Source organism: Fulvivirga sp. (assembly GCF_040218215.1).
Classification (GTDB): Bacteria; Bacteroidota; Bacteroidia; order Cytophagales; family Cyclobacteriaceae; genus Fulvivirga.
The window spans coordinates 75372-95216 of record NZ_JAVJQL010000020.1 but is presented as its reverse complement, the minus strand read 5'-3'; the positions used below and the strand labels follow the sequence as shown (position 1 = coordinate 95216).

General features: G+C 38.5%; 20 protein-coding genes. 13 read left to right on the top strand and 7 right to left on the bottom strand.

Annotation, left to right across the window (positions count from 1 at the left end; genetic code table 11):
- Positions 1-189: 189 nt before the first annotated feature.
- The 7 genes from RIB54_RS14980 to RIB54_RS14950 all read left to right on the top strand — a co-directional run bounded on the left by RIB54_RS14980 (position 190) and on the right by RIB54_RS14950 (position 3623).
- Positions 190-756: a helix-turn-helix domain-containing protein gene (locus RIB54_RS14980; RefSeq protein ID WP_350070556.1), complete on the top strand. Its 567-nt coding sequence runs from the start codon at positions 190-192 to the stop codon at positions 754-756.
- Positions 757-834: 78 nt separating this feature from the next.
- A complete protein-coding gene (locus RIB54_RS14975) occupies positions 835-1140 on the top strand; it encodes a hypothetical protein (RefSeq protein WP_350070553.1) in 306 nt (101 codons plus the stop codon).
- A gap of 11 nt (positions 1141-1151) precedes the next feature.
- Positions 1152-1307 carry a lmo0937 family membrane protein gene (locus RIB54_RS14970; RefSeq protein WP_350070550.1) on the top strand — a complete coding sequence of 52 codons (156 nt, stop codon included), beginning with the start codon at positions 1152-1154 and terminating at the stop codon, positions 1305-1307.
- A gap of 10 nt (positions 1308-1317) precedes the next feature.
- Positions 1318-1512 carry a hypothetical protein gene (locus RIB54_RS14965; RefSeq protein ID WP_350070547.1) on the top strand — a complete coding sequence of 65 codons (195 nt, stop codon included), beginning with the start codon at positions 1318-1320 and terminating at the stop codon, positions 1510-1512.
- Between the two features lie 112 nt (positions 1513-1624).
- A complete protein-coding gene (locus tag RIB54_RS14960) occupies positions 1625-2818 on the top strand; it encodes a cation:proton antiporter (protein WP_350101649.1) in 1194 nt (397 codons plus the stop codon).
- Between the two features lie 411 nt (positions 2819-3229).
- Positions 3230-3424: a hypothetical protein gene (locus tag RIB54_RS14955; RefSeq protein WP_350101648.1), complete on the top strand. Its 195-nt coding sequence runs from the start codon at positions 3230-3232 to the stop codon at positions 3422-3424.
- A 13-nt stretch (positions 3425-3437) separates the two neighbouring features.
- Positions 3438-3623 carry a hypothetical protein gene (locus tag RIB54_RS14950; RefSeq protein ID WP_350101647.1) on the top strand — a complete coding sequence of 62 codons (186 nt, stop codon included), beginning with the start codon at positions 3438-3440 and terminating at the stop codon, positions 3621-3623.
- Positions 3624-3684: 61 nt separating this feature from the next.
- Here the strand turns inward: RIB54_RS14950 and RIB54_RS14945 are convergent, their stop codons facing one another.
- The 4 genes from RIB54_RS14945 to RIB54_RS14930 all read right to left on the bottom strand — a co-directional run bounded on the left by RIB54_RS14945 (position 3685) and on the right by RIB54_RS14930 (position 8122).
- Positions 3685-3885 (bottom strand): CsbD family protein, encoded by a 201-nt coding sequence (locus tag RIB54_RS14945; RefSeq protein ID WP_350101646.1) that lies wholly within the window; start codon positions 3883-3885, stop codon positions 3685-3687.
- 52 nt (positions 3886-3937) lie between these two features.
- Positions 3938-4201 carry a YtxH domain-containing protein gene (locus tag RIB54_RS14940; RefSeq protein ID WP_350070534.1) on the bottom strand — a complete coding sequence of 88 codons (264 nt, stop codon included), beginning with the start codon at positions 4199-4201 and terminating at the stop codon, positions 3938-3940.
- Positions 4202-4533: 332 nt separating this feature from the next.
- On the bottom strand, positions 4534-6564 hold the full coding sequence (locus RIB54_RS14935) for a glutamine--tRNA ligase/YqeY domain fusion protein (protein WP_350101645.1): 2031 nt from the start codon (positions 6562-6564) through the stop codon (positions 4534-4536).
- A 442-nt stretch (positions 6565-7006) separates the two neighbouring features.
- A complete protein-coding gene (locus RIB54_RS14930; protein ID WP_350101644.1) occupies positions 7007-8122 on the bottom strand; it encodes a DUF2914 domain-containing protein in 1116 nt (371 codons plus the stop codon).
- Positions 8123-8459: 337 nt separating this feature from the next.
- Here RIB54_RS14930 and RIB54_RS14925 point away from each other — a divergent pair, with 337 nt between their 5' ends.
- From RIB54_RS14925 to RIB54_RS14915, 3 genes are all read left to right on the top strand, one after another.
- Entirely contained in the window at positions 8460-10481 is a 2022-nt protein-coding gene (locus tag RIB54_RS14925; protein ID WP_350101643.1) for a M13 family metallopeptidase, read from the top strand.
- A gap of 273 nt (positions 10482-10754) precedes the next feature.
- On the top strand, positions 10755-12089 hold the full coding sequence (locus RIB54_RS14920) for a DEAD/DEAH box helicase (protein ID WP_350101642.1): 1335 nt from the start codon (positions 10755-10757) through the stop codon (positions 12087-12089).
- 277 nt (positions 12090-12366) lie between these two features.
- Complete coding sequence (locus RIB54_RS14915) at positions 12367-13044, top strand: VLRF1 family release factor (RefSeq protein ID WP_350101641.1); 678 nt, start codon at positions 12367-12369, stop codon at positions 13042-13044.
- On the opposite strand, the gene cphA is transcribed toward RIB54_RS14915, so the two are convergent.
- Positions 13032-15659, bottom strand: a complete 2628-nt coding sequence (gene cphA, locus RIB54_RS14910; RefSeq protein WP_350101640.1) for a cyanophycin synthetase — start codon at positions 15657-15659, stop codon at positions 13032-13034. The two genes, RIB54_RS14915 and cphA, sit on opposite strands and share 13 nt — an antisense overlap.
- Positions 15660-15768: 109 nt before the next feature.
- Here cphA and RIB54_RS14905 point away from each other — a divergent pair, with 109 nt between their 5' ends.
- Positions 15769-16623 carry a cyanophycinase gene (locus RIB54_RS14905; protein WP_350101639.1) on the top strand — a complete coding sequence of 285 codons (855 nt, stop codon included), beginning with the start codon at positions 15769-15771 and terminating at the stop codon, positions 16621-16623.
- A gap of 10 nt (positions 16624-16633) precedes the next feature.
- Here RIB54_RS14905 and RIB54_RS14900 read toward each other — a convergent pair whose 3' ends face one another.
- The gene (locus tag RIB54_RS14900; protein WP_350101638.1) at positions 16634-17563 is read right to left on the bottom strand and encodes an isoaspartyl peptidase/L-asparaginase family protein; all 930 of its coding nucleotides are present in this window, start codon (positions 17561-17563) and stop codon (positions 16634-16636) included.
- Between the two features lie 460 nt (positions 17564-18023).
- Between RIB54_RS14900 and RIB54_RS14895 the strand changes: the two genes are divergently transcribed.
- Positions 18024-18452, top strand: coding sequence for a hypothetical protein (locus tag RIB54_RS14895; protein WP_350101637.1), 429 nt, complete (start codon positions 18024-18026; stop codon positions 18450-18452).
- Between the two features lie 88 nt (positions 18453-18540).
- On the opposite strand, the gene RIB54_RS14890 is transcribed toward RIB54_RS14895, so the two are convergent.
- A complete protein-coding gene (locus RIB54_RS14890) occupies positions 18541-19242 on the bottom strand; it encodes an ABC transporter permease (protein ID WP_350101636.1) in 702 nt (233 codons plus the stop codon).
- Between the two features lie 416 nt (positions 19243-19658).
- Here RIB54_RS14890 and RIB54_RS14885 point away from each other — a divergent pair, with 416 nt between their 5' ends.
- Positions 19659-19820 carry a hypothetical protein gene (locus tag RIB54_RS14885; RefSeq protein ID WP_350101635.1) on the top strand — a complete coding sequence of 54 codons (162 nt, stop codon included), beginning with the start codon at positions 19659-19661 and terminating at the stop codon, positions 19818-19820.
- Positions 19821-19845: the final 25 nt, after the last annotated feature.

The following is a 19845-nucleotide window of genomic DNA, read 5'->3' as shown; positions in this document are numbered from 1 at the left end:
TGAATATAATGATACCTGTTTAAGGCTGCAATAATTATTTGAAATTCAATAGTTTGAGCTATAATAGGTGTAACTTGTGAAATCAGGAAAACAGCAACCATAATGCTTTAAAATCGGTATTCGAAGGCATTGTGAACAATCATTTTAAGATCATATTCAATTTTCCTTTTTAATGACAATCTGTATTAAATGAGTGTAAAGTTATATATCAAATTCATGGTCAGTTTACGCTGCAAAATGATGGTCAAAGAAGAGTTGTCAAAGCTGGGCATTAATTATGTAGTTCTTGACCTTGGTATGGTAGAAGTGTTAGAAGATATTACGGTTGAGCAACGTGCTGAATTGAAAAGGAACCTTTTAAAATCTGGCTTAGAGCTTTTGGATGACAAGAGAAGCATTCTCATTGAAAGGATCAAAAATGTAATTACAGAAATGATCCATCATACCGATGAATTGCCAAAAGTAAACTATTCAGATTACATCAGTGAAAAACTGGACTACGATTACACTTATTTAGCAAACACCTTTTCTGAGGTGAAGGGAATAACTATTCAGCAATTTATTATTATTAATAAAATTGAACGCGCTAAGGAATTGCTTATTTATGATGAATTATCATTGACTGAAATATCATATAAACTACACTATAGCAGCGTGGCCCATTTATCTAATCAATTCAAGAAAATAACCGGACTTACACCCACATTTTACAAAGAACTGAAGGATAAGCGCAAACTGAACCTTGAAGACGTGTGATATATGTAACTCTTTGGTTTTGCGATGTAATGTATTTCTGGCGTAATGCTCTCAGCTTTGCATAAATCAATAAACCTCATGAAAAATAATAAAACGTGCATGCTTGTGGTGTTAATGTTGTTCCTCAGTATACCCACCATGGCCATATCTAATGAAAGTTCAAACACCAAGCTCGTAACAACAGAAACAAATAGTGCAGCGCTGATAGAAAGGTTGGAAGAAATTAAATCAGTGGACAAACACTTAATTAACAGCGCTGAGAAAAAGGCACTCAGAAAAGAAGTGAAGTCCATTAAAAAGCAATTGCAGAAGAATGGCGATGGCATTTACATGTCTGCGGGTGCGGTTATTCTTATAGTTCTACTTGTTATCATCTTACTTTAAAAAATAAACAAATGGGAAACTTACTATATACGGTTGCCGTGGTTTTAGTGATACTATGGGCCATAGGCTACTTGGGATTTCATGTTGGCGGAATAATCCATATTTTGTTGGTTATCGCCCTGATATCGGTGATTTTTAGAGTCATTAAAGGGGATAGAATCCTTTAAGTCCATAATTATGAAAGCTAACAAGTTTGATAATGGAGATATTGTTTATGAAATTACCAGCCCTCAACAGCTAATGTTAATCACCAGACAGCATGGGGCTCTCTATTATTGCAAGCCCATTGATTATAGAAATGACAAGCTAACTGCTTTTATGGAACGTGACTTGAAGGGGTTTCATGATAAGCCTCAGGCTAATATAGAATAGTTTGCTTCATAAGCCTTAGTTGAGCATAGACCAACTTTATTGCAGGATCACTGACCTGCAACAAAGTTGGTTTTCTTTAAATATGAAATGGTACAGACTTATATGATATGGAATGAATAAATTAAGTCAGTCCCTTTTTCTCTCAATCCAGGTTGATCCTATTCTTTCTGTACTGGTAATACTGTCAATAGGCATAATCCTGATCAGTTTTATCTTTAAGTTGCTAAAACAGCCCTATATCGTGGCCTATATTTTGGTAGGCGCATTGATGGGACCTCACGGATTAAGACTTATAACAAATGAGTCGCTAATTTCTGACATTGGCTCATTCGGTCTTGTACTACTGCTGTTTTTTATAGGGATGGAAATCTCCCTCCCCAAGATAATAGCCAATTGGAAAATCCCTGTCTTAGGCACTTTGATTCAGGTCATATTTAGTGTAATAGCTGTCTGGATTGTGGGCTACCTGTTCCAGTGGAAATTCAATCACATTATTGTCCTGGGATTTGTAATTAGCCTGAGCAGCTCTGCCATAGTGATTAGTTATCTTCAAGATAAAAAGGTAATTGACTCTAATCTTGGACAAAACATTGTTGGTATTCTTTTAGTCCAGGATATTTTGGTAGTGCCAATGCTGATTATGCTCAACTATCTGGCAGGTGAAACACTGTCACTATATGAAATTGGGAAGCAAATCTTTGGAGGCTTGCTCATACTAATGCTGACTATTTGGGTATTGAAGAAGAAGGAGATCCGATTGCCTTTTGGAGGGCACATCAGAAAAGATCATGAAATACAAGTGTTTATTGCTTTTGCCTTTTGCTTTGGCTTCTCGCTACTCACGTCATTTTTTGGGTTGTCCTCAGCTCTGGGAGCTTTTGTAGGGGGCATGATAGTTTCTAAAGCCAAAGAGACTGCCTGGGTTCATACTAGTCTTCATGCCTTTAGAATTGTATTCGTGGCCTTATTTTTTGTATCTGTAGGCATGCTCATCGACCTTGATTTCTTAACTGAGAATATAAAATTTGTGTCAATAATGGTGTTGCTTGCCTTTGTCACTAACACTTTTATCAATGCTATTATAGTCCGGTTTTTGGGTGAAAATTGGAAAGATAGCCTTTATACAGGGGCAATTTTGGCACAAATAGGAGAGTTCAGTTTTATTCTCGGTGCTACTGCCTATTTCATTGGTTTGGTTTCCGAAAATACTTATCAATTAATTGTATCTACTATTTCAGTAACCCTCATCATTAGCCCTATATGGATTGTCATTATGCGCAAGATAATAGCTGCCATAAGGCAGTAGCAAACCTGTGATATATGTAATCTATCAAATTTTTTGTGTAACAGATGGCCTTAGTATTTGCCGTTCTTTGCAGTAGAAATGGCAATCAATTGAATGCATTTCATTTAAATAAGAAAATCGTATGTCAAAGGATAAAGACGGTAAGTCAAAATCAGGAAAAACAGCTCCTGCTAAAACACTAAAAGAGAAAAGGGCATCAAAAGAGGCTAAGCGAGAGGAAAAAAGAAGGGAAGAATAATTAGGCCTTGACCAAATTATACTGATTTGGTAGTTGATGTTTAATATATCTGGATTAACGTATCATGAAATATTTAATAGATAGTTCACTTACATTATTCAGAGGTAAGGGGAGGTGTTTAAAAACCTGCCCTTTATTTAAGAATCCCTGTTTTAAAATTAAAATAATAAGTAATGAAAGATCAATATCATGAAAATAGGTATGTAGCCGGAGATATTGTTTATGCCAAAGTTAATCCTTCATTAAAACTGATAGTTAGACGTTATATAGACAGGATTTATTATTGTAAGATAATGGAACAGCCTGATAAAAAAGAGCTTGTGTACTTTGAAAGAGAACTAATGATTCCAGAAAGTATTAATTTTTAACGATTACAAATATATGGAGATAACAAGAAGTTGGAGAGAACAGAAGGCGATGTTGAAAATGAGGTTTCCGATGCTGTGCGATCATGATTTTGATTTTAAGGATGGGGAAAAGGAAAGTATGTTAGATCGGCTCTCAAATAAACTCAAGAAATCAAGGGTGGAACTACAGTTGCTTTTTGCCGAACTGCAGACCTACTAAATGCAAAAAGCCCTTTCTTTTAGAAAGAGCTTAAATTATACTTTGTGATTGTCAGGAAGTATCATGAGTCTAACAGTTTGGTAATCTCATGTCGTATTTCAGCCTTGGTTTTTCCCAACTTTGTTTGCAGGCGCCCGATGAACTCATCATCCATTCCTTTTTGATAGATTAAATCATCATCAGTAAGGCTTCCGTATTTCTTTCTCAATTTCCCTTTTATGATATCAATATTTCCTTCAATCTGCATTGCTATATCATTCATAGTCATTCATTGTTTTAAGTAAAAAAATAGATTAATTGGTAAAAACCTCATATTAATTAGCTGAAGCCATTTCTTTGGCTTTGTTAAGCGCGTATTTACCATTGTCAGTTACCTGATTTAGCTGCTTGTTATAATCCTTCTTAAGTTCAGACATCTTGTTATTAAGACCTTCTTCGAGCGACTTAAATTGTGAATCTATTTCACCAACAATCTTTTTACGTGTTTTCTTTCCGCTATTTGGTGCGGTTAGATATCCGGCTACTAGTCCTGCAGTTGCTCCAACGGCTAATGATGCAATAATTTTTAAAGTTTTCATGCTTATTAAGTTTTGATGTTCATAATGCTCGAAACTTTCGAGCCATTCTTAAATGGGCGATTATAGAATCCACAATAGATTACTTCATTGAATAAATTTCAATGCAAATTATAATGGTTGAAAATATCGCTTGAGTAGTGAGAGTTCGGCAGCTACTGACGCTGCACTAAAGACTTAGATTTGTCTTATTGCCTTATCAGCACGGTATGTTTCTTTTCTCATCACTTGATATAGTATAAGGAAAAATACCTTAAAATGCAAGGGAAATGGTATTTAAATAAAAAGTCTCCTCATTTACTGAAGAGACTTCTATTAATTTTGGATGAATAACTTTATAATGCCTTAGCTTCAGCCACTAAGAGTTCATTACTATCAGCAAGTCCCGCTTCAATAAAAGCTTCAATCTTCTCGTTGCGTTCAACGCCATTTTTCAGCAATACACCTAGTGCAATCATAACTCCTATACGTGTGCCCACTTTCTTAGCTGCGGTATTGAATAGGGGTTCTAGTTCATCATAAGCAATATCTTCTGCCAGCTTGGCTATATCAGCTCTGGCGGCTTCCAGTTTAGCTCCAGACAGGTTAGTGTATTTCTTGCTGATCTTCTGAATCTCATTGATAGCACTTCGGTGTCCTTGTGGCTGGTTGTTAGCTGCTGGTTGATTTTGAGGCTTTGTCTCCTGAGGTTGCTGCTTGGCCCACGAATCCCTTAAACCTACAGTTTTATTGAAAATCAGGTGGCCTTGGGTAGCTTCTTTATCCAATGTAAAATAACCCAAACGCTGAAACTGAAATTTATCATTGAGTTTAGCTTCCTTTAAGAAAGGCTCTACATAGGCTTCTTTTATTATTTTAAGGGAATCAGGATTGATAAATTCCATAAAGTCTTTGTCCTCATGAGCATCAGGAGCTTCATCCAAAAACAGCCTGTCATATTCACGGACTTCAGCCTTTAGAGCATGCTTTATTGATACCCAATGCAAAGTGCCTTTTACCTTACGCATACTGGCCTCGGTGCCACTTCCTGATCTTGAATCCAGGTCACACGTACAATGGATTTCGGTAATATTTCCATCGCTATCTTTCACTACAGATTCACCTTTGATGATATAGGCATTTTTCAGTCTTACTTCATTGCCCAAGGTTAGTCTGAAGAACTTATTCCCAGCTTCTTCTTTAAAATCTTCCTTTTCGATATATAACTCACGTGAAAATGGCACTTCATGAGTTCCGCTATTACTATCTTCTGGATTGTTTTCAGCAATCAGCATTTCCTCTTTGCCTTCAGGATAATTAGTTATGATCAGTTTTACAGGATCAACAACACCCATCACTCTTGTAGCTGTCTTGTTAAGATCTTCTCTGATACAGAACTCTAATAAAGAAACATCAGTAACGCTATCTCTTTTGGTGATACCGGAAACCTCGCTAAACTTTCTGATGGACTCTGGAGTATAACCTCTTCTTCTTAAACCTGAAATAGTAGGCATGCGTGGGTCATCCCAACCAGATACTGTTTTGCTTTGCACCAATTCCAACAGCTTACGCTTGCTCATTACGGTGTAGCTCAGGTTGCGTCTTGCAAACTCGCGTTGCTTCGGTCTTAATTTATCATTATCGTAAATCTGATCCAAGAACCAGTCATAAAGCTCACGGTGTGATTTAAATTCCAGCGTACAGATCGAGTGGGAGACTTGCTCAATATAATCTGACTCACCATGAGCCCAGTCGTACATAGGATAGATGCACCAATCACTGCCCGTTCTGTGATGTGCCTTATTTATTATACGATAGAGTAAAGGATCGCGCATAAGCATATTGGGAGAGGCCATATCAATCTTAGCCCTCAATACGTATCTGCCTGCTTCAAACTCACCATTTTTCATCCTTTCGAACAGATCAAGGTTCATTTCTACGCTCTGGTCTCTATGCGGACTTGCCACACCCGGAGTAGTTGGAGTGCCTTTTTGCTCAGCCATTGCTTCTGAGGACTGTCCATCTACGTAGGCTTTGCCTTTTTTAATTAATTCAATTGCCCAGTCATATAACTGCTGAAAGTAGTCAGAAGAATAGCATTCGGTAGCCCATTGGAAGCCCAGCCACTCAATGTCATTTTTAATGGCATCTACATATTCCTGTTCTTCTTTAGCAGGATTGGTATCATCAAAACGAAGGTTTACAGGTGCATTGTAGCGCTCACCTAATCCAAAATTAAGGCAGATAGATGCAGCATGTCCTATGTGCAAATAGCCATTGGGTTCGGGAGGAAAACGAAAGCGAAGGCTGTCTTTCGACATGCCATTGGCTAAGTCTTCTTCTATGATTTGTTCAATAAAATTCAGCGATTCTGAAGCTTCTGTCATGTTTAAAAAATTGAAAAACAAAATTAGTCCAAAAGCCTATAATTGCAACGGAGTGCTATATTAATTGAATGGTTCTTTTGAAATAGTTAGATGATCAGTAATAAAAGTTATCCTCGAAACGGTCTTGTTAAAATGGGCACATTTCAAATTCTCGCTTAATGATTTTAACATGTCTTGCATTCAAAGAAGCCTCACCCCTAAAAAAGCCGAGCTTGCGCACAGTTTGAATGCCCTCTCCAACTTGGAGAGAGAGCATTTTTGGAGCCAACACGATAGCCGAAGATGGGTGAGGTTTCCGCTAAACATAGGCTTTTACTGCAAAAATCCCAATTATCAGCCCTACGAAGACAGTTTAAACCAAACTGTCTATAGGCAAATGAGTTGGAGGTCTATTAAAGTATCCTTTATGGCCAAAAGGATGCCACAATTTGAAATGCACCCGTTAAAACACCTTTTGCTTTAATTTTTTTGGAGCCTTGCTGGCGGTTGTTTTAATTTCAAAATCGATAACGCCAAGAATCATTTCTTCTTCTGTAATTACTTCAACCTTCCATAAGCCTGGCTTTACATTTTTCTTAAAAGTATATCCCCGATATCCGCCATCGCGGCCACCCTCAATTACATAACCAATATCTTCAACAAGTTCCCAATCATTTGTATTCTTATTATACCATTTCCATCTGTGGAAAATTGATTTTTTTAATTCCGTTGGAGCAAATATGGAGGAGAAGACATACACATTATCATCTGGATTATGGCTGAATTCGAACTTGTGATCTCTCCAAAATATTAATGATTCCTCTTCTTCATAATCAATGATATACCTATTGTTTTCAAGCCTTATATCATGTGCTACCAAGCCATTTTCCAATGCTAAGGGCACGGGTGGTATCAGCTTGAAGAAATAGAAGGTATTGATGAGCACATATATCAAAAGGACCATTCCGGTCATTTTCCCCAAATTAATTTCTGCACGAGTGCTGGGGCTGGTTTTATAAATGGAAGTTATAAGAAAAAGAGAACAGGCTAAGCTAATCGCACCTGAAATTATGAAAACAATGTTGTTCATTTCCTTTATAAACACGGGGATCATGAAAGAGAAAAAAGTAAAGCTTATGAATGCGTAAACACTGAATTGCAAATACTTATTAGATATCCTTTTTTTCAATGTTTCATTAGCAAACAATAAGATTAATAGAATTACCAAAAATGAAGCTGCCCTTGAAAGTGATACACTTCTTGAAAAATAGATGACATAGGCACTTGAAAGGCTTCCAAAGAAAAATTGAATCGCCAGGGGAAAGTAGTCTTGATATTTATCAATCCATGTGTTTTTCCATTTTCCATCATCTATTAAATTGAAAGCAAAAAGAGTAGCCGTAAGCAGCAGCATATGAAGACATAAGACTATCATAACATACCAGCCATCGATGCGCCCTAGTGTTAGCGTATCGAATATAAAACCCACAATAAAAAAGAATATAGGCCCATATTTTTGATGACGTCTGATAAATTTATTGAAAGGACTATTTCTAAACCTTACTAAGGCTCTTTTCATTGGGGCTGGTTGAATTGAGGGTTTGGAATGCTAGACTACTTAAAACCTATTGCCACAAATATATATTAAGTTCATCTTACTAGTGGAAATGGGTGTAGTTGTTTTAAGTTATTCTTTTGAAATAGAAATATATAAAAATGGATTTGGGTTTACTGACAATCGCCAGAAGTAATAAAAGCCACTGGCTAGTTCTGGTGATTTTTTTGGTAATAACCTATAGAAATTTAACCTTCCAAATAAGTTATCACCCCATTTAAAGGCTATAAGTGATGGTGGTGTAATAGCGGCTGGCGTAAGGCACATTTTACCCTACCTTTAATTCAAAACAGCCTTACTTATGAAAAAACTGCTTTATCTCTCAATCTCCATTTTTGTGTTCATATCATGCGCCAAACAAGAAGCTACTGAAGAAGTACCTAAAAACGAAAAGTTAGCCTTTGATGGTATTGATGACTCCATTAAACCAGGTGATAACTTCTTTATGCATGTCAACAAAGAGTGGTATGATAATGCCGTAATTGCTGATGATCAGGTAGGTGTGGGTTCTTACAGTTTTCTTAATATCCCTCAAAAGGTATTGTTAGAGAATATTCTGGAAGATGTATCAGCAGGACAACATCCGGCAGGTAGTATAGAACAAAAAGTAGGCGACTTTTATGCATCAGGCATGGATCTGGAAGCTATTAACCAGCGAGGGTTTGAGCCCATCAAGCCAACGTTAAACAGAATAGATATTATCTCTGATATTCCTTCCCTGATGAGTTTTGTCACAGAGGAGATAGAAGTACAGAACAATTCCATCATTAGTCTAAGTGTTTCTGCTGATAATGAGAATAGTGAAATCAACATTCTACATTTTAATCAATCGGGCCTGGGCTTGCCAGATCGTGATTATTATTTCAAAACTGATTCATCAACATTATCGATTCAAAAGGCTTATAGACAATATATTTCTACTTTACTGGAGTTAACAGGCCATGCAGATGCTCCTAAACTGACAGAAACAGTTTATGATATTGAAAAGGAATTGGCCAAATCCCATAAAACCCGCATTGAAAGAAGGGACATTAAAGCCAATTATAATAAAATGGCGCTTTCAGCCATCAATAAGAACCATGCTAATATTGGCTGGGCAAAGATGCTATCAAGACTCGGGCTTGAAGCAGATTCTGTGGATATGCGTCAGCCTGCTTATTATGACAAGTTGAATGAGATGTTATCTTCTGTATCAATAGAAGACTGGAAGACTTACCTGAAGGCCAGCGCCATTGCCAATTATGCCGATTATTTAAGTAAGCCTTTTGAAGATGCTGCTTTTGAATATACCAAAGTACTTTTAGGTCAGTCTGACCAGAAAACAAGGGCTCAGCTAATGGTGCAGCAGGTGGACAGACAATTAGGCTTTGCTTTGGGTCAGCTTTATGTTAAGCGTTACTTCAATGAAGAGGCCAAAACAAGGGTGAAAGAGCTTGTTGATAATCTCCAAAAAGCGTTTGAAACCAGAATGGATCAGCTTGACTGGATGAGTGACAGCACGAAGCAAAAGGCGAAAGAGAAGCTCTATGCCATTACCAAAAAGATTGGGTACCCTGATGTTTGGAGAACTTATCATGTGAAAATTGATCGTGATAAGTTCTTTGAAAATGTAGTGGCGCTGAGACGGAATGACTACCGTTTTGAGGCAGATCAATTGAACAAAGCCCCTGATAAAGACATTTGGAGTACCACACCATCAACAGTCACGGCTTACTACAGGGCTTCATTAAATGAAATTGTTTTCCCTGCAGGCATATTACAATTCCCTTATTTTGATGTGAATGCCGATGATGCCATCAATTATGGAGGTATAGGTATGGTGATTGGACACGAGCTTACCCACGCTTTTGATGACAGGGGCAGTCAGTATGACAAAGACGGTAATGTTAAAAACTGGTGGACGAAGGATGATTTGGAGAAGTTTAAAGCCAAAACTCAGCAGATGATTGATCGCTATAGCACATTCACGGTATTGGATAGTGTGCACGTCAAAGGAGCTTTAACAGTTGGGGAGAACACTGCAGATAATGGTGGCATTTCCATCGCATATGACGCTTTCAAGTTGACCAAGCAAGGGCAGGATACCACCAGAATAGATGGTTATACACCTGATGAGCGTTTCATGATGTCTATTGCGAGAATTTGGAGAGTAAAAGTACGTGATGAATTCATGCGTAACTACATCAATACAAATTCGCATTCACCAGCTATGTGGCGTGTGAATGGCCCATTGATGAATTTCACACCATTTTATGAAACTTTTGACGTGCAGCCTGGTGATAAGAACTATAAGCCTGAAGAGGAGCGCATTAAGATATGGTAATAGCGTGGATGTCATTCCGGAATTTTACTTCCTATTTTTTTAACTAGGAAGTAAAATATCCGGAATCTCTTTTAGAATGGTACTAGATACCGGATAAATTCAGGCTTTTGTAATTTAAGGCTAAATTTTCCAGCTTGATGATTCGTATTGTTACGCTGTTCCGTCCTAATCTGGTTTTCAATAGTTTCGATGATCATGCGGTGTCTGTCTCACAACTTACTCCCTATCGCATTTATAACACTACATTGATTTCAAAACCATTAGCTTTGCACCATGAGTTTTGATCAATTAAATATCAACAAGCAATTGCGCAATGCAATTGAGGACTTAGGATTTAACAGTGCTACTGAGATACAAGAACAGGCATTTCCTGTCATAGCTTCGGGTAAGGACGTTGTGGGCATTTCACAAACTGGTACTGGTAAAACTATTGCTTATTTACTGCCCATTCTTCAGGATCTTAAATTCTCAAATAGTCTTAACCCAAGGGTGCTGATCTTGGTACCTACACGGGAGTTGGTAACTCAGGTGGTGGATACTATAAAACAACTTACTACCTATGTCAATGTTAGAATATTGGGTGTATTTGGCGAGTCGAATATCAGGCTGCAAAAAGAAGCGTTGGCAGAAGGTCAGGATATCATAGTCGCCACGCCAGGCCGGCTATATGATTTGATGTTAGCACGATCAGTTACTATGAAAGAGTGTAAAAAACTCGTTATTGATGAGGTTGATGTGATGCTCGACATGGGTTTTCGCACACAATTGAATAATATTTTTGACTTGTTACCTGCAAAAAGACAGAATATCATGTTCTCGGCCACTATGACTGATGATGTCAATGAGCTCATCAATGATTTCTTTAGCATGCCCACTCAAGTTACTGTGGCACTAAGCGGAACTCCTTTGGATAATATCAGGCAAAGTTGCTATCAGGTTCAGAATTTCAATACTAAGTTCAATTTATTGACACATCTGCTAGCTGATAAAAGCACCTACAAAAAAGTACTTGTATTCTTATCAAGCAAGCGAATGGCCGATTTGCTCTTTCAAAAAATGGCCGATGCCTTTGGTTCACAGTCGGGAATAATACATTCCAATAAAACTCAAAATCACCGGATTAGGACGGTTGAAGAATTTGAAAGCGGAAAAATCAGAATTCTAATAGCCACTGATGTTATCGCCCGGGGGCTCGACCTTGAGAAGGTTTCGCATGTTATCAATTTTGATACGCCCGCTTACCCGGAAAACTATATGCACCGGATAGGTAGAACTGGCCGGGCATCTGAACAAGGCGAGGCCATACTTTTTTATACTGACAAGGAGGAAACAGCCAAAATTGAAATTGAGGCCTTGATGAACCTGGAAATCCCAATGAATGATTTTCCTGAAGAAGTTGAGATAAATCATGAATTGATCCCTGAAGAGCGACCAAAAATCAACCAGGGAAAATATGGAAGGGATACCAAACTTGCTCCAAAAGTTGAAGATGCAGAGAAGCTGGATAAGAACAAAAAGGTAAACATGGGCGGTTCGTACAAAGTCAAACTTGCCGCTAAATATAAAAAGCCAAGAACAAAAGGTGATAAATTCAAGAAGAAGAGGTAAGTGTTGTCGTCACTTCGCTTAGTAGCGCAGTGGAGAGAGAAGTCTCCGTATTATTAGTTTTGCGCTCTCGAATGGGAGATATCTCATTCCGTTGCACTTCATATCGATATGACGAATACTAATATATTAACGTCACTTCGAAACGAAACGCAGTGTAGTGAGAAGTCTCCTAATATTAAGGAGGCCCCGGAACAGGTCCGGGGAGAGTGAGCTTTTATGAAAGAGGCAAGTGCTAGACACCTTAATTTGTACTAAGATTTCACTAAGTTCGCTGATCATGCAGCAGCAGTCTCTCAACTTATTCCACATTCCTTTTAAGGAGATTTTCACCCGAATTAAGGAGGAAATGCCCACTTATGAGTATGATTATGGCAAGCATATTATAAAGCTAAAAGACGATAATCATGAGGTCATTGGATTTCTAAGATTACCGCTTCATCTGGTTATTGATGATAGCCTCAAGATCATTGATGATGATAACCTGGTATTGTATCTCAGTATTGAATCTGGAAATGCGGCAATAGTGGTTATGGAAGGCAAGCAGATGATATACCACACTACTTTTTCGGCATATATGACCCGCAAGAAGCAGGGCTTTAGCCAGATCAAGTATTTGAAGAAAAAAGGTAAATCAAGGGCTGGATCGAGGGTGCGGTTAGCTGAGACCATTGAGTTCTTTGAGAACATTAATACCACGCTCACCACACTTTTTGAGGATTATGACATCGCACGTATAGCTCTAAGCTGCAACACAACGCTCATTCCTTATTTACATCAATCTAAAGTGCCTTGTCCGTTCGAGAAGAAGGATGACAGACTTTATAAAATACCACTCCACATCCCGCAGTCTAACTTTACTAATTTAGAAGCTACCGTTAAAAAGCTGATGGCTCCAGTGTTGTTTTATATCGAGGAGCATGAAGGTGCTTTTAAAGGGTTTACTCACAAATCGTAAAGTTCCTTTGTCTCCATTTCCTTAAACTGCATTACCAAATTCAGTGCATCAGGCACAACATCACTACAGAACACCAATAATGATCCATCTTTAGCATTGGTAATGGCATGGGTGATAGCTTCTTTTTCTGAAGGGATAATAGTTACCTTCTTATCGGGATCTACACTTTTGATCCCCGTATGGATCATATCTATGAGTTCCTTTTCCGTCTTCCCTCTAAGGTTCTTGTCCTGTCTTATAATTATCTCATCAAACATACGAGCTGCCACAGCACCAATTTCATGATTATCCTCTGGTCGTCTGTCACCTATACCGGCAATCATCCCTATTTTTGGTGTGCCATCCATCTTTTCAATCATCTGTTTCAATGCTGTTAAGCCTGCCGCATTATGGGCATAATCCAGCAGTACATTGAAATTTTTGAACCTGAACATATTAAGCCTGCCGGGCGTTTGGGCAGGCGAAGGGATGAAAGATTCCAGGGATACCTTGATATCTTCAATAGAGAATCCTTTAATATAACCCGTTAAGACAGCCGGAAGGACATTTTGTATCATAAATATGGCCTTGCCTTCAAAGGTTAGGGGTACATTTATTGCCTTGGTTACTCTTATTTTCCAAGTCCCTTTACATATAGTTATATATCCATTTTCATAGATGGCAGACAGGCCTCCATTTTTTGCATGTTTTACAATCCTTTCATTGTTTTCATTCAAGGAGAATAACGCCACATTCGATTTAACACTATTTCTCATGTCATATACCAAATCGTCATCAGCGTTTAAAATGGCATATCCATTAGGAAAAACAGTTTCCGGAATAACGCCTTTTACCCTGGCCAGTTGCTCAATGGTATGAATGCCTTTAAGCCCTAAATGATCGGAAGCCACATTGGTAACAATACCAATATCACAGTTTTTAAAACCCAATCCAGCTCTTAGCAACCCGCCTCTGGCAGATTCCAACACGGCAAAATCCACAGTTGGGTCTTTAAGTACAAATTCTGCACTGGCTGGTCCGGTACAGTCGCCCGCCATTAATAACCTGTTTTGGATATAGACACCGTCAGTAGTAGTATAGCCCACTTTATAGCCTTTCATTCGGGCCATATGCGCTATTAACCTAGTAGTAGTTGTTTTTCCATTGGTTCCCGCTACCGCCACAATAGGAATCCTTGAGGTGGATCCGGGAGGATAAAGCATGTCGATAACATGTCCGGCTACATTTCTTGGTAGTCCCGTAGCAGGAGCGAGGTGCATTCTAAAACCGGGCCCTGCATTTACTTCCAAAACAGCACCACCAGTTTCAGGCAATGGCTGTCCTATATCTGTGGTCATAATATCAATACCGCAAATGTCCAGATCAATGATCCTGGCTATGCGTTCAGCCATAAAGATGTTGTAGGGGTGAACTATGTCGGTTACATCCTCTGCGGTTCCTCCGGTACTTAAATTTGCCGTATCTTTTAACTTTAAATACTCGCCTTTTTCCAAGACCGTATCCAGTGATTTTCCATTTTCTTCCAATATCCCCAATGTCAAATCATTGACCTCGATCATCGTAAGCACCTTTTCATGACCAAACCCTCTTAGAGGATCTTTGTTCACATTATCAATTAGTTGCTGCACGGTGGATTTGCCATCACCAACAACATGAGCTGCTGTTCTTAAAGCAGCTGCCACTAGCTTATAATTAATTACCAACAAACGATAGTCTTCACCTGTAATGTAACGCTCAATAATTACCGAGCTCGAGACTTTCTTTGCTGCTTCGAAGGCATGCAGCGCATCTTCCCAGTTAAGTATATTCGTTGTAATTCCCCGGCCATGATTTCCACTGATGGGCTTCACTACTAAAGGATAACCAATATAGTCAACCGCATCTTTAAGACCAGCTTCTGTTCTAACAATTTCGCCTTTAGGCACAGGTACCTCAGCCTGCTCTAACAGGAACTTAGTATCTTCTTTGTCACACGCAATTTCAACACCTATATTGCTTGTATTACTGGTCACAGTTGCCTGGATCCTCTTTTGATTTACTCCATAGCCCAGCTGACAAAGCGAGTACTTGTTTAACCTTATCCATGGAATGCCCCTTGCTTCGGCCTCTTCAATAATAGATCCCGTACTTGGGCCAAGCCTTACACGCTCCCTGATCTCACGCATTTCTTGTAAATCTGAGGCAAGATCGTATTCTGTTTTATTAACCAGTGCTTCAGCAATTTTGGTAGAAGCCTTAGCAGCAAATTTTCCAACCTCTTCCTCTGTATAGGCAAACACAACATTATAGACCCCCTCTTCTCCATAGCCTCTTGTTCTTCCAAAACCTACCTCCATGCCAGCCATTGATTGTATTTCCAATGCTATGTGTTCAATTACATGTCCAATCCAAGTGCCTTCTTCAACACGCTGAAAAAAACCACCTGGCTCACCTACTGAACACCTGTGTTCATACATGGTTGGGAACATAGCCTTCAGCCTTTCCAGAAAGCCGTCAATGGTATTGGTCGGTCGCTGCTCCATATCTTCAATATCCAGCACCATGACGATAAGTTTGTGCCTGTTCACAGACCAATAATTTGGGCCTTTCATGGCGCGTATTTCAAGAATTTTCATGTAAAGGATTATTTAAAATTAGATGGACAACGATTTAACATAAATATAGATTTTTTAATAAGAAATAATAGTCAATTTTGCTGTGCATATAAATGATTTAATAACTGGTATGAGTAGTATAAAGGGAACATTGATTCCAATAGGTGGTAATGAAGCGAAGGGTAAACACGAAAATAATGGTCTGGACTATATTACTGAAGGCATTCTATACCATGTGGTGCAACAAAGTGGTGGTGTAAATGCCAAAATTGTGGTTATTCCAACGGCCTCAAGTATTCCTACAAAAGTTGGCGAGAATTATCTGGCAGCATTTTCAGAATTAGGGTGTACGGATGTAACAGTATTGAAATTAAAGGAACGCTCTCAGTGTGAACTACCTAAGAACCTCGCTTTAATTAATGAGGCTAAATGCGTGATGTTTTCTGGTGGGGATCAATCAAAAATTGCTTCAGTTATAGGAGGGACTTCAATTCACGATATACTTATTAAAAAATACCAAAATGAGAATTTTGTTATTGCAGGCACCAGTGCAGGGGCTATGGCCATGGCTAATGAAATGATAGCAGGTGGTAGTAGCACGGAAGCCCTGTTAAAAGGTGCAGTAATTATGAAAAAAGGACTTAGTTTGATTCCTGAAATGATTATTGACACTCATTTTATTCGCAGAGGTAGGTTCGGTCGTCTTGCTGAAGCGGTAGCTATTCACCCAAGTTTGATTGGTATTGGATTAGCTGAGGATACAGGATTAATTATTAAGAATGGCAATGAATTTAAAGTAATAGGATCAGGCATGGTGCTTATGTTGGACCCAACGAATTTAACGCATAATTCCCACAAAAAACTTAAAGTAGGTACGGCAATGTCAATGTCCAATTTAACTACTCACATTCTGGCTAATGGGGACAGGTTTACCATGGACGACAGAAAAATTTCAGTATTGCCTATTCATGAGGCTTTTGTATAAGACTTAATGGTTATTTGTATATAGCAACTTCATTGAGCTTATTTCCATTTCTTTGACCACGGTACATGCCTTCTGTGTTGAACTCAAGACTGATATTGCCTTTGTTGTCAATAGCAATGAGGCCACCATCACCTCCAATTTTAACAAGTCTTTCCTTGACAACAGTTTGACAGGCTTCTTTCAAACTCAGTCCTTTATATTCCATCAGGCAGGAAACATCATAGGCAACAACACCTCTTATAAAAAATTCTCCACTACCGGTGCATGAAACAGCACAAGTCGTATTATTGGCATAGGTTCCGGCACCAATCATAGGGCTGTCACCAACCCGTCCAAATTTTTTATTTGTCATACCACCTGTTGAGGTAGCGGCAGCAATATTGCCGTTAAGGTCAAGCGCAACAGCTCCAACTGTGCCGAATTTCTGTTCCTTTTTATCTGTATGATCCAGTTGAAAACTGTCAGTATTTTTTACTGACTGCCACTGTTCATAACGAAAATCATCATGAAAGTAGGCTGCATTTTCAAATTGGCAGTTCATCTGATGCGCGAAGTCTTCGGCACCTTTTCCTGCCATAAAAACATGGCCAGATTTATCCATGACCAGTCGGGCCAGTTGTATTGGGTTTTTGACACCAGATATTATCGATACAGCACCTGCATTGAGATGCTCACCTTCCATAATAGAAGCATCCATTTCGTGTGATCCTGCAGCCGTAAATACAGAGCCCTTGCCGGCATTGAAGAGCGGGCAATCCTCCAACTCGGTTACTGCTTTTTCTACAGCATCAATGGCACTGCCACCTTGCGCCAAAACTGCATAACCGACATCCAAAGCCTTTTGAAGTGCGCTTTTATAAGCCAATTCCTTTTCAGGGGTCATCGAGCTTTTTAATATGGTGCCGGCTCCGCCATGTATGGCAATGGATATGTTTTTCATTTTAGGTTTTTAGAAGGGCAAATCTAGTGGTTTTGAACAAGTAATGGATGGATTTTATTTGATGGGAGTTTAATATTAAACCTATAAGGTTTTAGAAACCTTATTGGTTTTTGTTGTTTCAAGTGTTCTGAAAGATCACTTGAAACATACTGTGAAATCCAGTGTCTGTGACACGGCCAAACTAATGCTGTAATTTTTGAAATGTATACTGAACCGTGTCCAAGACACTAGTATTCATTGATTACTTTCAAGTCATCCTGCGGAAGACTGAAAAGAACGGAAGAACGGAGGATACCTATCATTTCTAACATCTAACAATACTAGCCTTTACTTGACCCAAAAAGATGCTTTATTCCTCATTAAGACTTACTAAAATGTAATCAATCATACCCATATTTGACATAGTTTGTGTCTAATCGAATAGACTGAATTATCTTCACAAACACAAAAGAACATAATTATGGAAACTCCAAATAAGATAAATATTAAGGATGTCATCATTAATAAAATTTCAGAACCTAAGCATAAATCCGTTCTTTATGATGGTGAAATTGTAAAAGTAGAGGCGTTTAATGTGAAGGTTATCGAAGGAGAGACAATGGCTTCATTTTTCCAAAGAGTAAGAGATAATGTAAAACGAGGGTATTTGAGCAAAGAAGATATTTATGAATTGATTTCTCAAATTAAACTATTACTGCACACAAATAAAACGCCAGACAATGCACAACATGCAATGTTCGAAAAAAGATTTGATAATCTGTCAAGTCGGATTAATGAAATTCGCGGAAAACAACCTAGAAAGGATAAAGATCGCCTCAAAGATATTTGTAACCAAATGATCTTTGTATGTGATGATTTAATTGATGGTGTTGAAAATTATATAGATTAATAACCTTTTCGTCTTAGCTACAATCAAATGTATGCATTTTGATTGACTTGCAGCCTTTGAGACCCAAACCTTATAGGTCAATTAAAGTCTAAACAAACCTCTCCCTAAACTGCAAATTATACATCCCATACAGTAAGCTTAATGCACTGCCTACCATTAGATAAATCCTGTTTTTGAAGATTATCGTTAGCCAGATGAACTCACTCATATCTCTTGGTTCTGAGAAGGGGTTTAGGAAAACATTATAAGCGCTGTATTCCAATGGTTCAGCAAAAACAAAGAAGATGAAAGCCACAATAACTATAACTATAGCGGTACCATTTCCATTCTTGATTTTAGTGGAGATCATAAATGCCAATGAAGACAAAAAGGCAATAGGGAAGATCACCTGGCCAAGCATGGGTAAAATGCTGAACCTGTAAAGTGTGATGTTGGCTATAATGCCCAATATGAACAAGAAGACCGATGCTACACCTAAAGTAAGTACAAACCTCACCAGCCATACTTTATAGCGGTAGTTCGGGATACCAAAGATGGTTTCCAGCATTTTGGAGTCATCGTCATTCTGGATGCCATATGCCATAGGGTAGAAGATCAGCAATAGCCCCGGGAAGACCAGAAAGCCATAGATTACGGCTTCATTAAAGTTAGGATCATCAAATATTGCAATCATAATGATGAACCCAAAAAACAGGAATGCCGCTATCACAAAGTAGATGAACTTGTTAGCGAAGATCACTTTTACATTGTATGTGATGAGCCTGTATAATAGCAATAAGTAGCTTTTCATTTAATTGTTGTTTATCATTTTGTTACAAGATTAAAGTCTGAAAGAAAACATTGTCGTCATTGCGATCCGCCAGTTGGCGGAGTGGCAATCTCCTTAAATCAAAGAGAAACACTGACAGAGATCGCTTCTCCGCCAACTGGCGGATCGCGATGACGTGTACTCATTATGTTTTCTTTCAGACTTTAAATGCATCGTAATTTATGCTTTCAATTTTCTTCATTCAATATCAGTGGGTGTATTTTAAATTGTCGCATCCTTGTGGCCATAAAGGATACTTTAATAGACCTCCAACTCAATTGCCTATAGACAGTTTGGTTTAAACTGTCTTCATAGGGCTGATAACCAGGATTTTTGCGGTAAAAGCCTATGTTTCGCAGAAGCCTCACCCATCTTCGGCTATCGTGTTGGCTCCATAAATGCTCCCTCTCCAAGTTGGAGAGGGCATTCAAACTGTGCGCAAGCTCAGCTTTTTGAGGGGTGAGGCTTCTTTGAAGGCAAGACATGTTAAAATCATTAAGCGACAATTTGAAATGCACCCATATCAGGAGATTACTTCTCCGCCAACTGGCGGATCGTAATGACGATAAATTGTGAGTTTTCTTA

Coding starts and splice junctions, on each gene's coding strand:
- RIB54_RS14980 (WP_350070556.1), top strand. CDS start 190: ATGAGTGTAAAGTTATATATCAAATTCATGGTCAGTTTACGCTGCAAA.
- RIB54_RS14975 (WP_350070553.1), top strand. CDS start 835: ATGAAAAATAATAAAACGTGCATGCTTGTGGTGTTAATGTTGTTCCTC.
- RIB54_RS14970 (WP_350070550.1), top strand. CDS start 1,152: ATGGGAAACTTACTATATACGGTTGCCGTGGTTTTAGTGATACTATGG.
- RIB54_RS14965 (WP_350070547.1), top strand. CDS start 1,318: ATGAAAGCTAACAAGTTTGATAATGGAGATATTGTTTATGAAATTACC.
- RIB54_RS14960 (WP_350101649.1), top strand. CDS start 1,625: ATGAATAAATTAAGTCAGTCCCTTTTTCTCTCAATCCAGGTTGATCCT.
- RIB54_RS14955 (WP_350101648.1), top strand. CDS start 3,230: ATGAAAGATCAATATCATGAAAATAGGTATGTAGCCGGAGATATTGTT.
- RIB54_RS14950 (WP_350101647.1), top strand. CDS start 3,438: ATGGAGATAACAAGAAGTTGGAGAGAACAGAAGGCGATGTTGAAAATG.
- RIB54_RS14945 (WP_350101646.1), bottom strand. CDS start 3,885: ATGAATGATATAGCAATGCAGATTGAAGGAAATATTGATATCATAAAA.
- RIB54_RS14940 (WP_350070534.1), bottom strand. CDS start 4,201: ATGAAAACTTTAAAAATTATTGCATCATTAGCCGTTGGAGCAACTGCA.
- RIB54_RS14935 (WP_350101645.1), bottom strand. CDS start 6,564: ATGACAGAAGCTTCAGAATCGCTGAATTTTATTGAACAAATCATAGAA.
- RIB54_RS14930 (WP_350101644.1), bottom strand. CDS start 8,122: ATGAAAAGAGCCTTAGTAAGGTTTAGAAATAGTCCTTTCAATAAATTT.
- RIB54_RS14925 (WP_350101643.1), top strand. CDS start 8,460: ATGAAAAAACTGCTTTATCTCTCAATCTCCATTTTTGTGTTCATATCA.
- RIB54_RS14920 (WP_350101642.1), top strand. CDS start 10,755: ATGAGTTTTGATCAATTAAATATCAACAAGCAATTGCGCAATGCAATT.
- RIB54_RS14915 (WP_350101641.1), top strand. CDS start 12,367: ATGCAGCAGCAGTCTCTCAACTTATTCCACATTCCTTTTAAGGAGATT.
- cphA (WP_350101640.1), bottom strand. CDS start 15,659: ATGAAAATTCTTGAAATACGCGCCATGAAAGGCCCAAATTATTGGTCT.
- RIB54_RS14905 (WP_350101639.1), top strand. CDS start 15,769: ATGAGTAGTATAAAGGGAACATTGATTCCAATAGGTGGTAATGAAGCG.
- RIB54_RS14900 (WP_350101638.1), bottom strand. CDS start 17,563: ATGAAAAACATATCCATTGCCATACATGGCGGAGCCGGCACCATATTA.
- RIB54_RS14895 (WP_350101637.1), top strand. CDS start 18,024: ATGGAAACTCCAAATAAGATAAATATTAAGGATGTCATCATTAATAAA.
- RIB54_RS14890 (WP_350101636.1), bottom strand. CDS start 19,242: ATGAAAAGCTACTTATTGCTATTATACAGGCTCATCACATACAATGTA.
- RIB54_RS14885 (WP_350101635.1), top strand. CDS start 19,659: ATGCTCCCTCTCCAAGTTGGAGAGGGCATTCAAACTGTGCGCAAGCTC.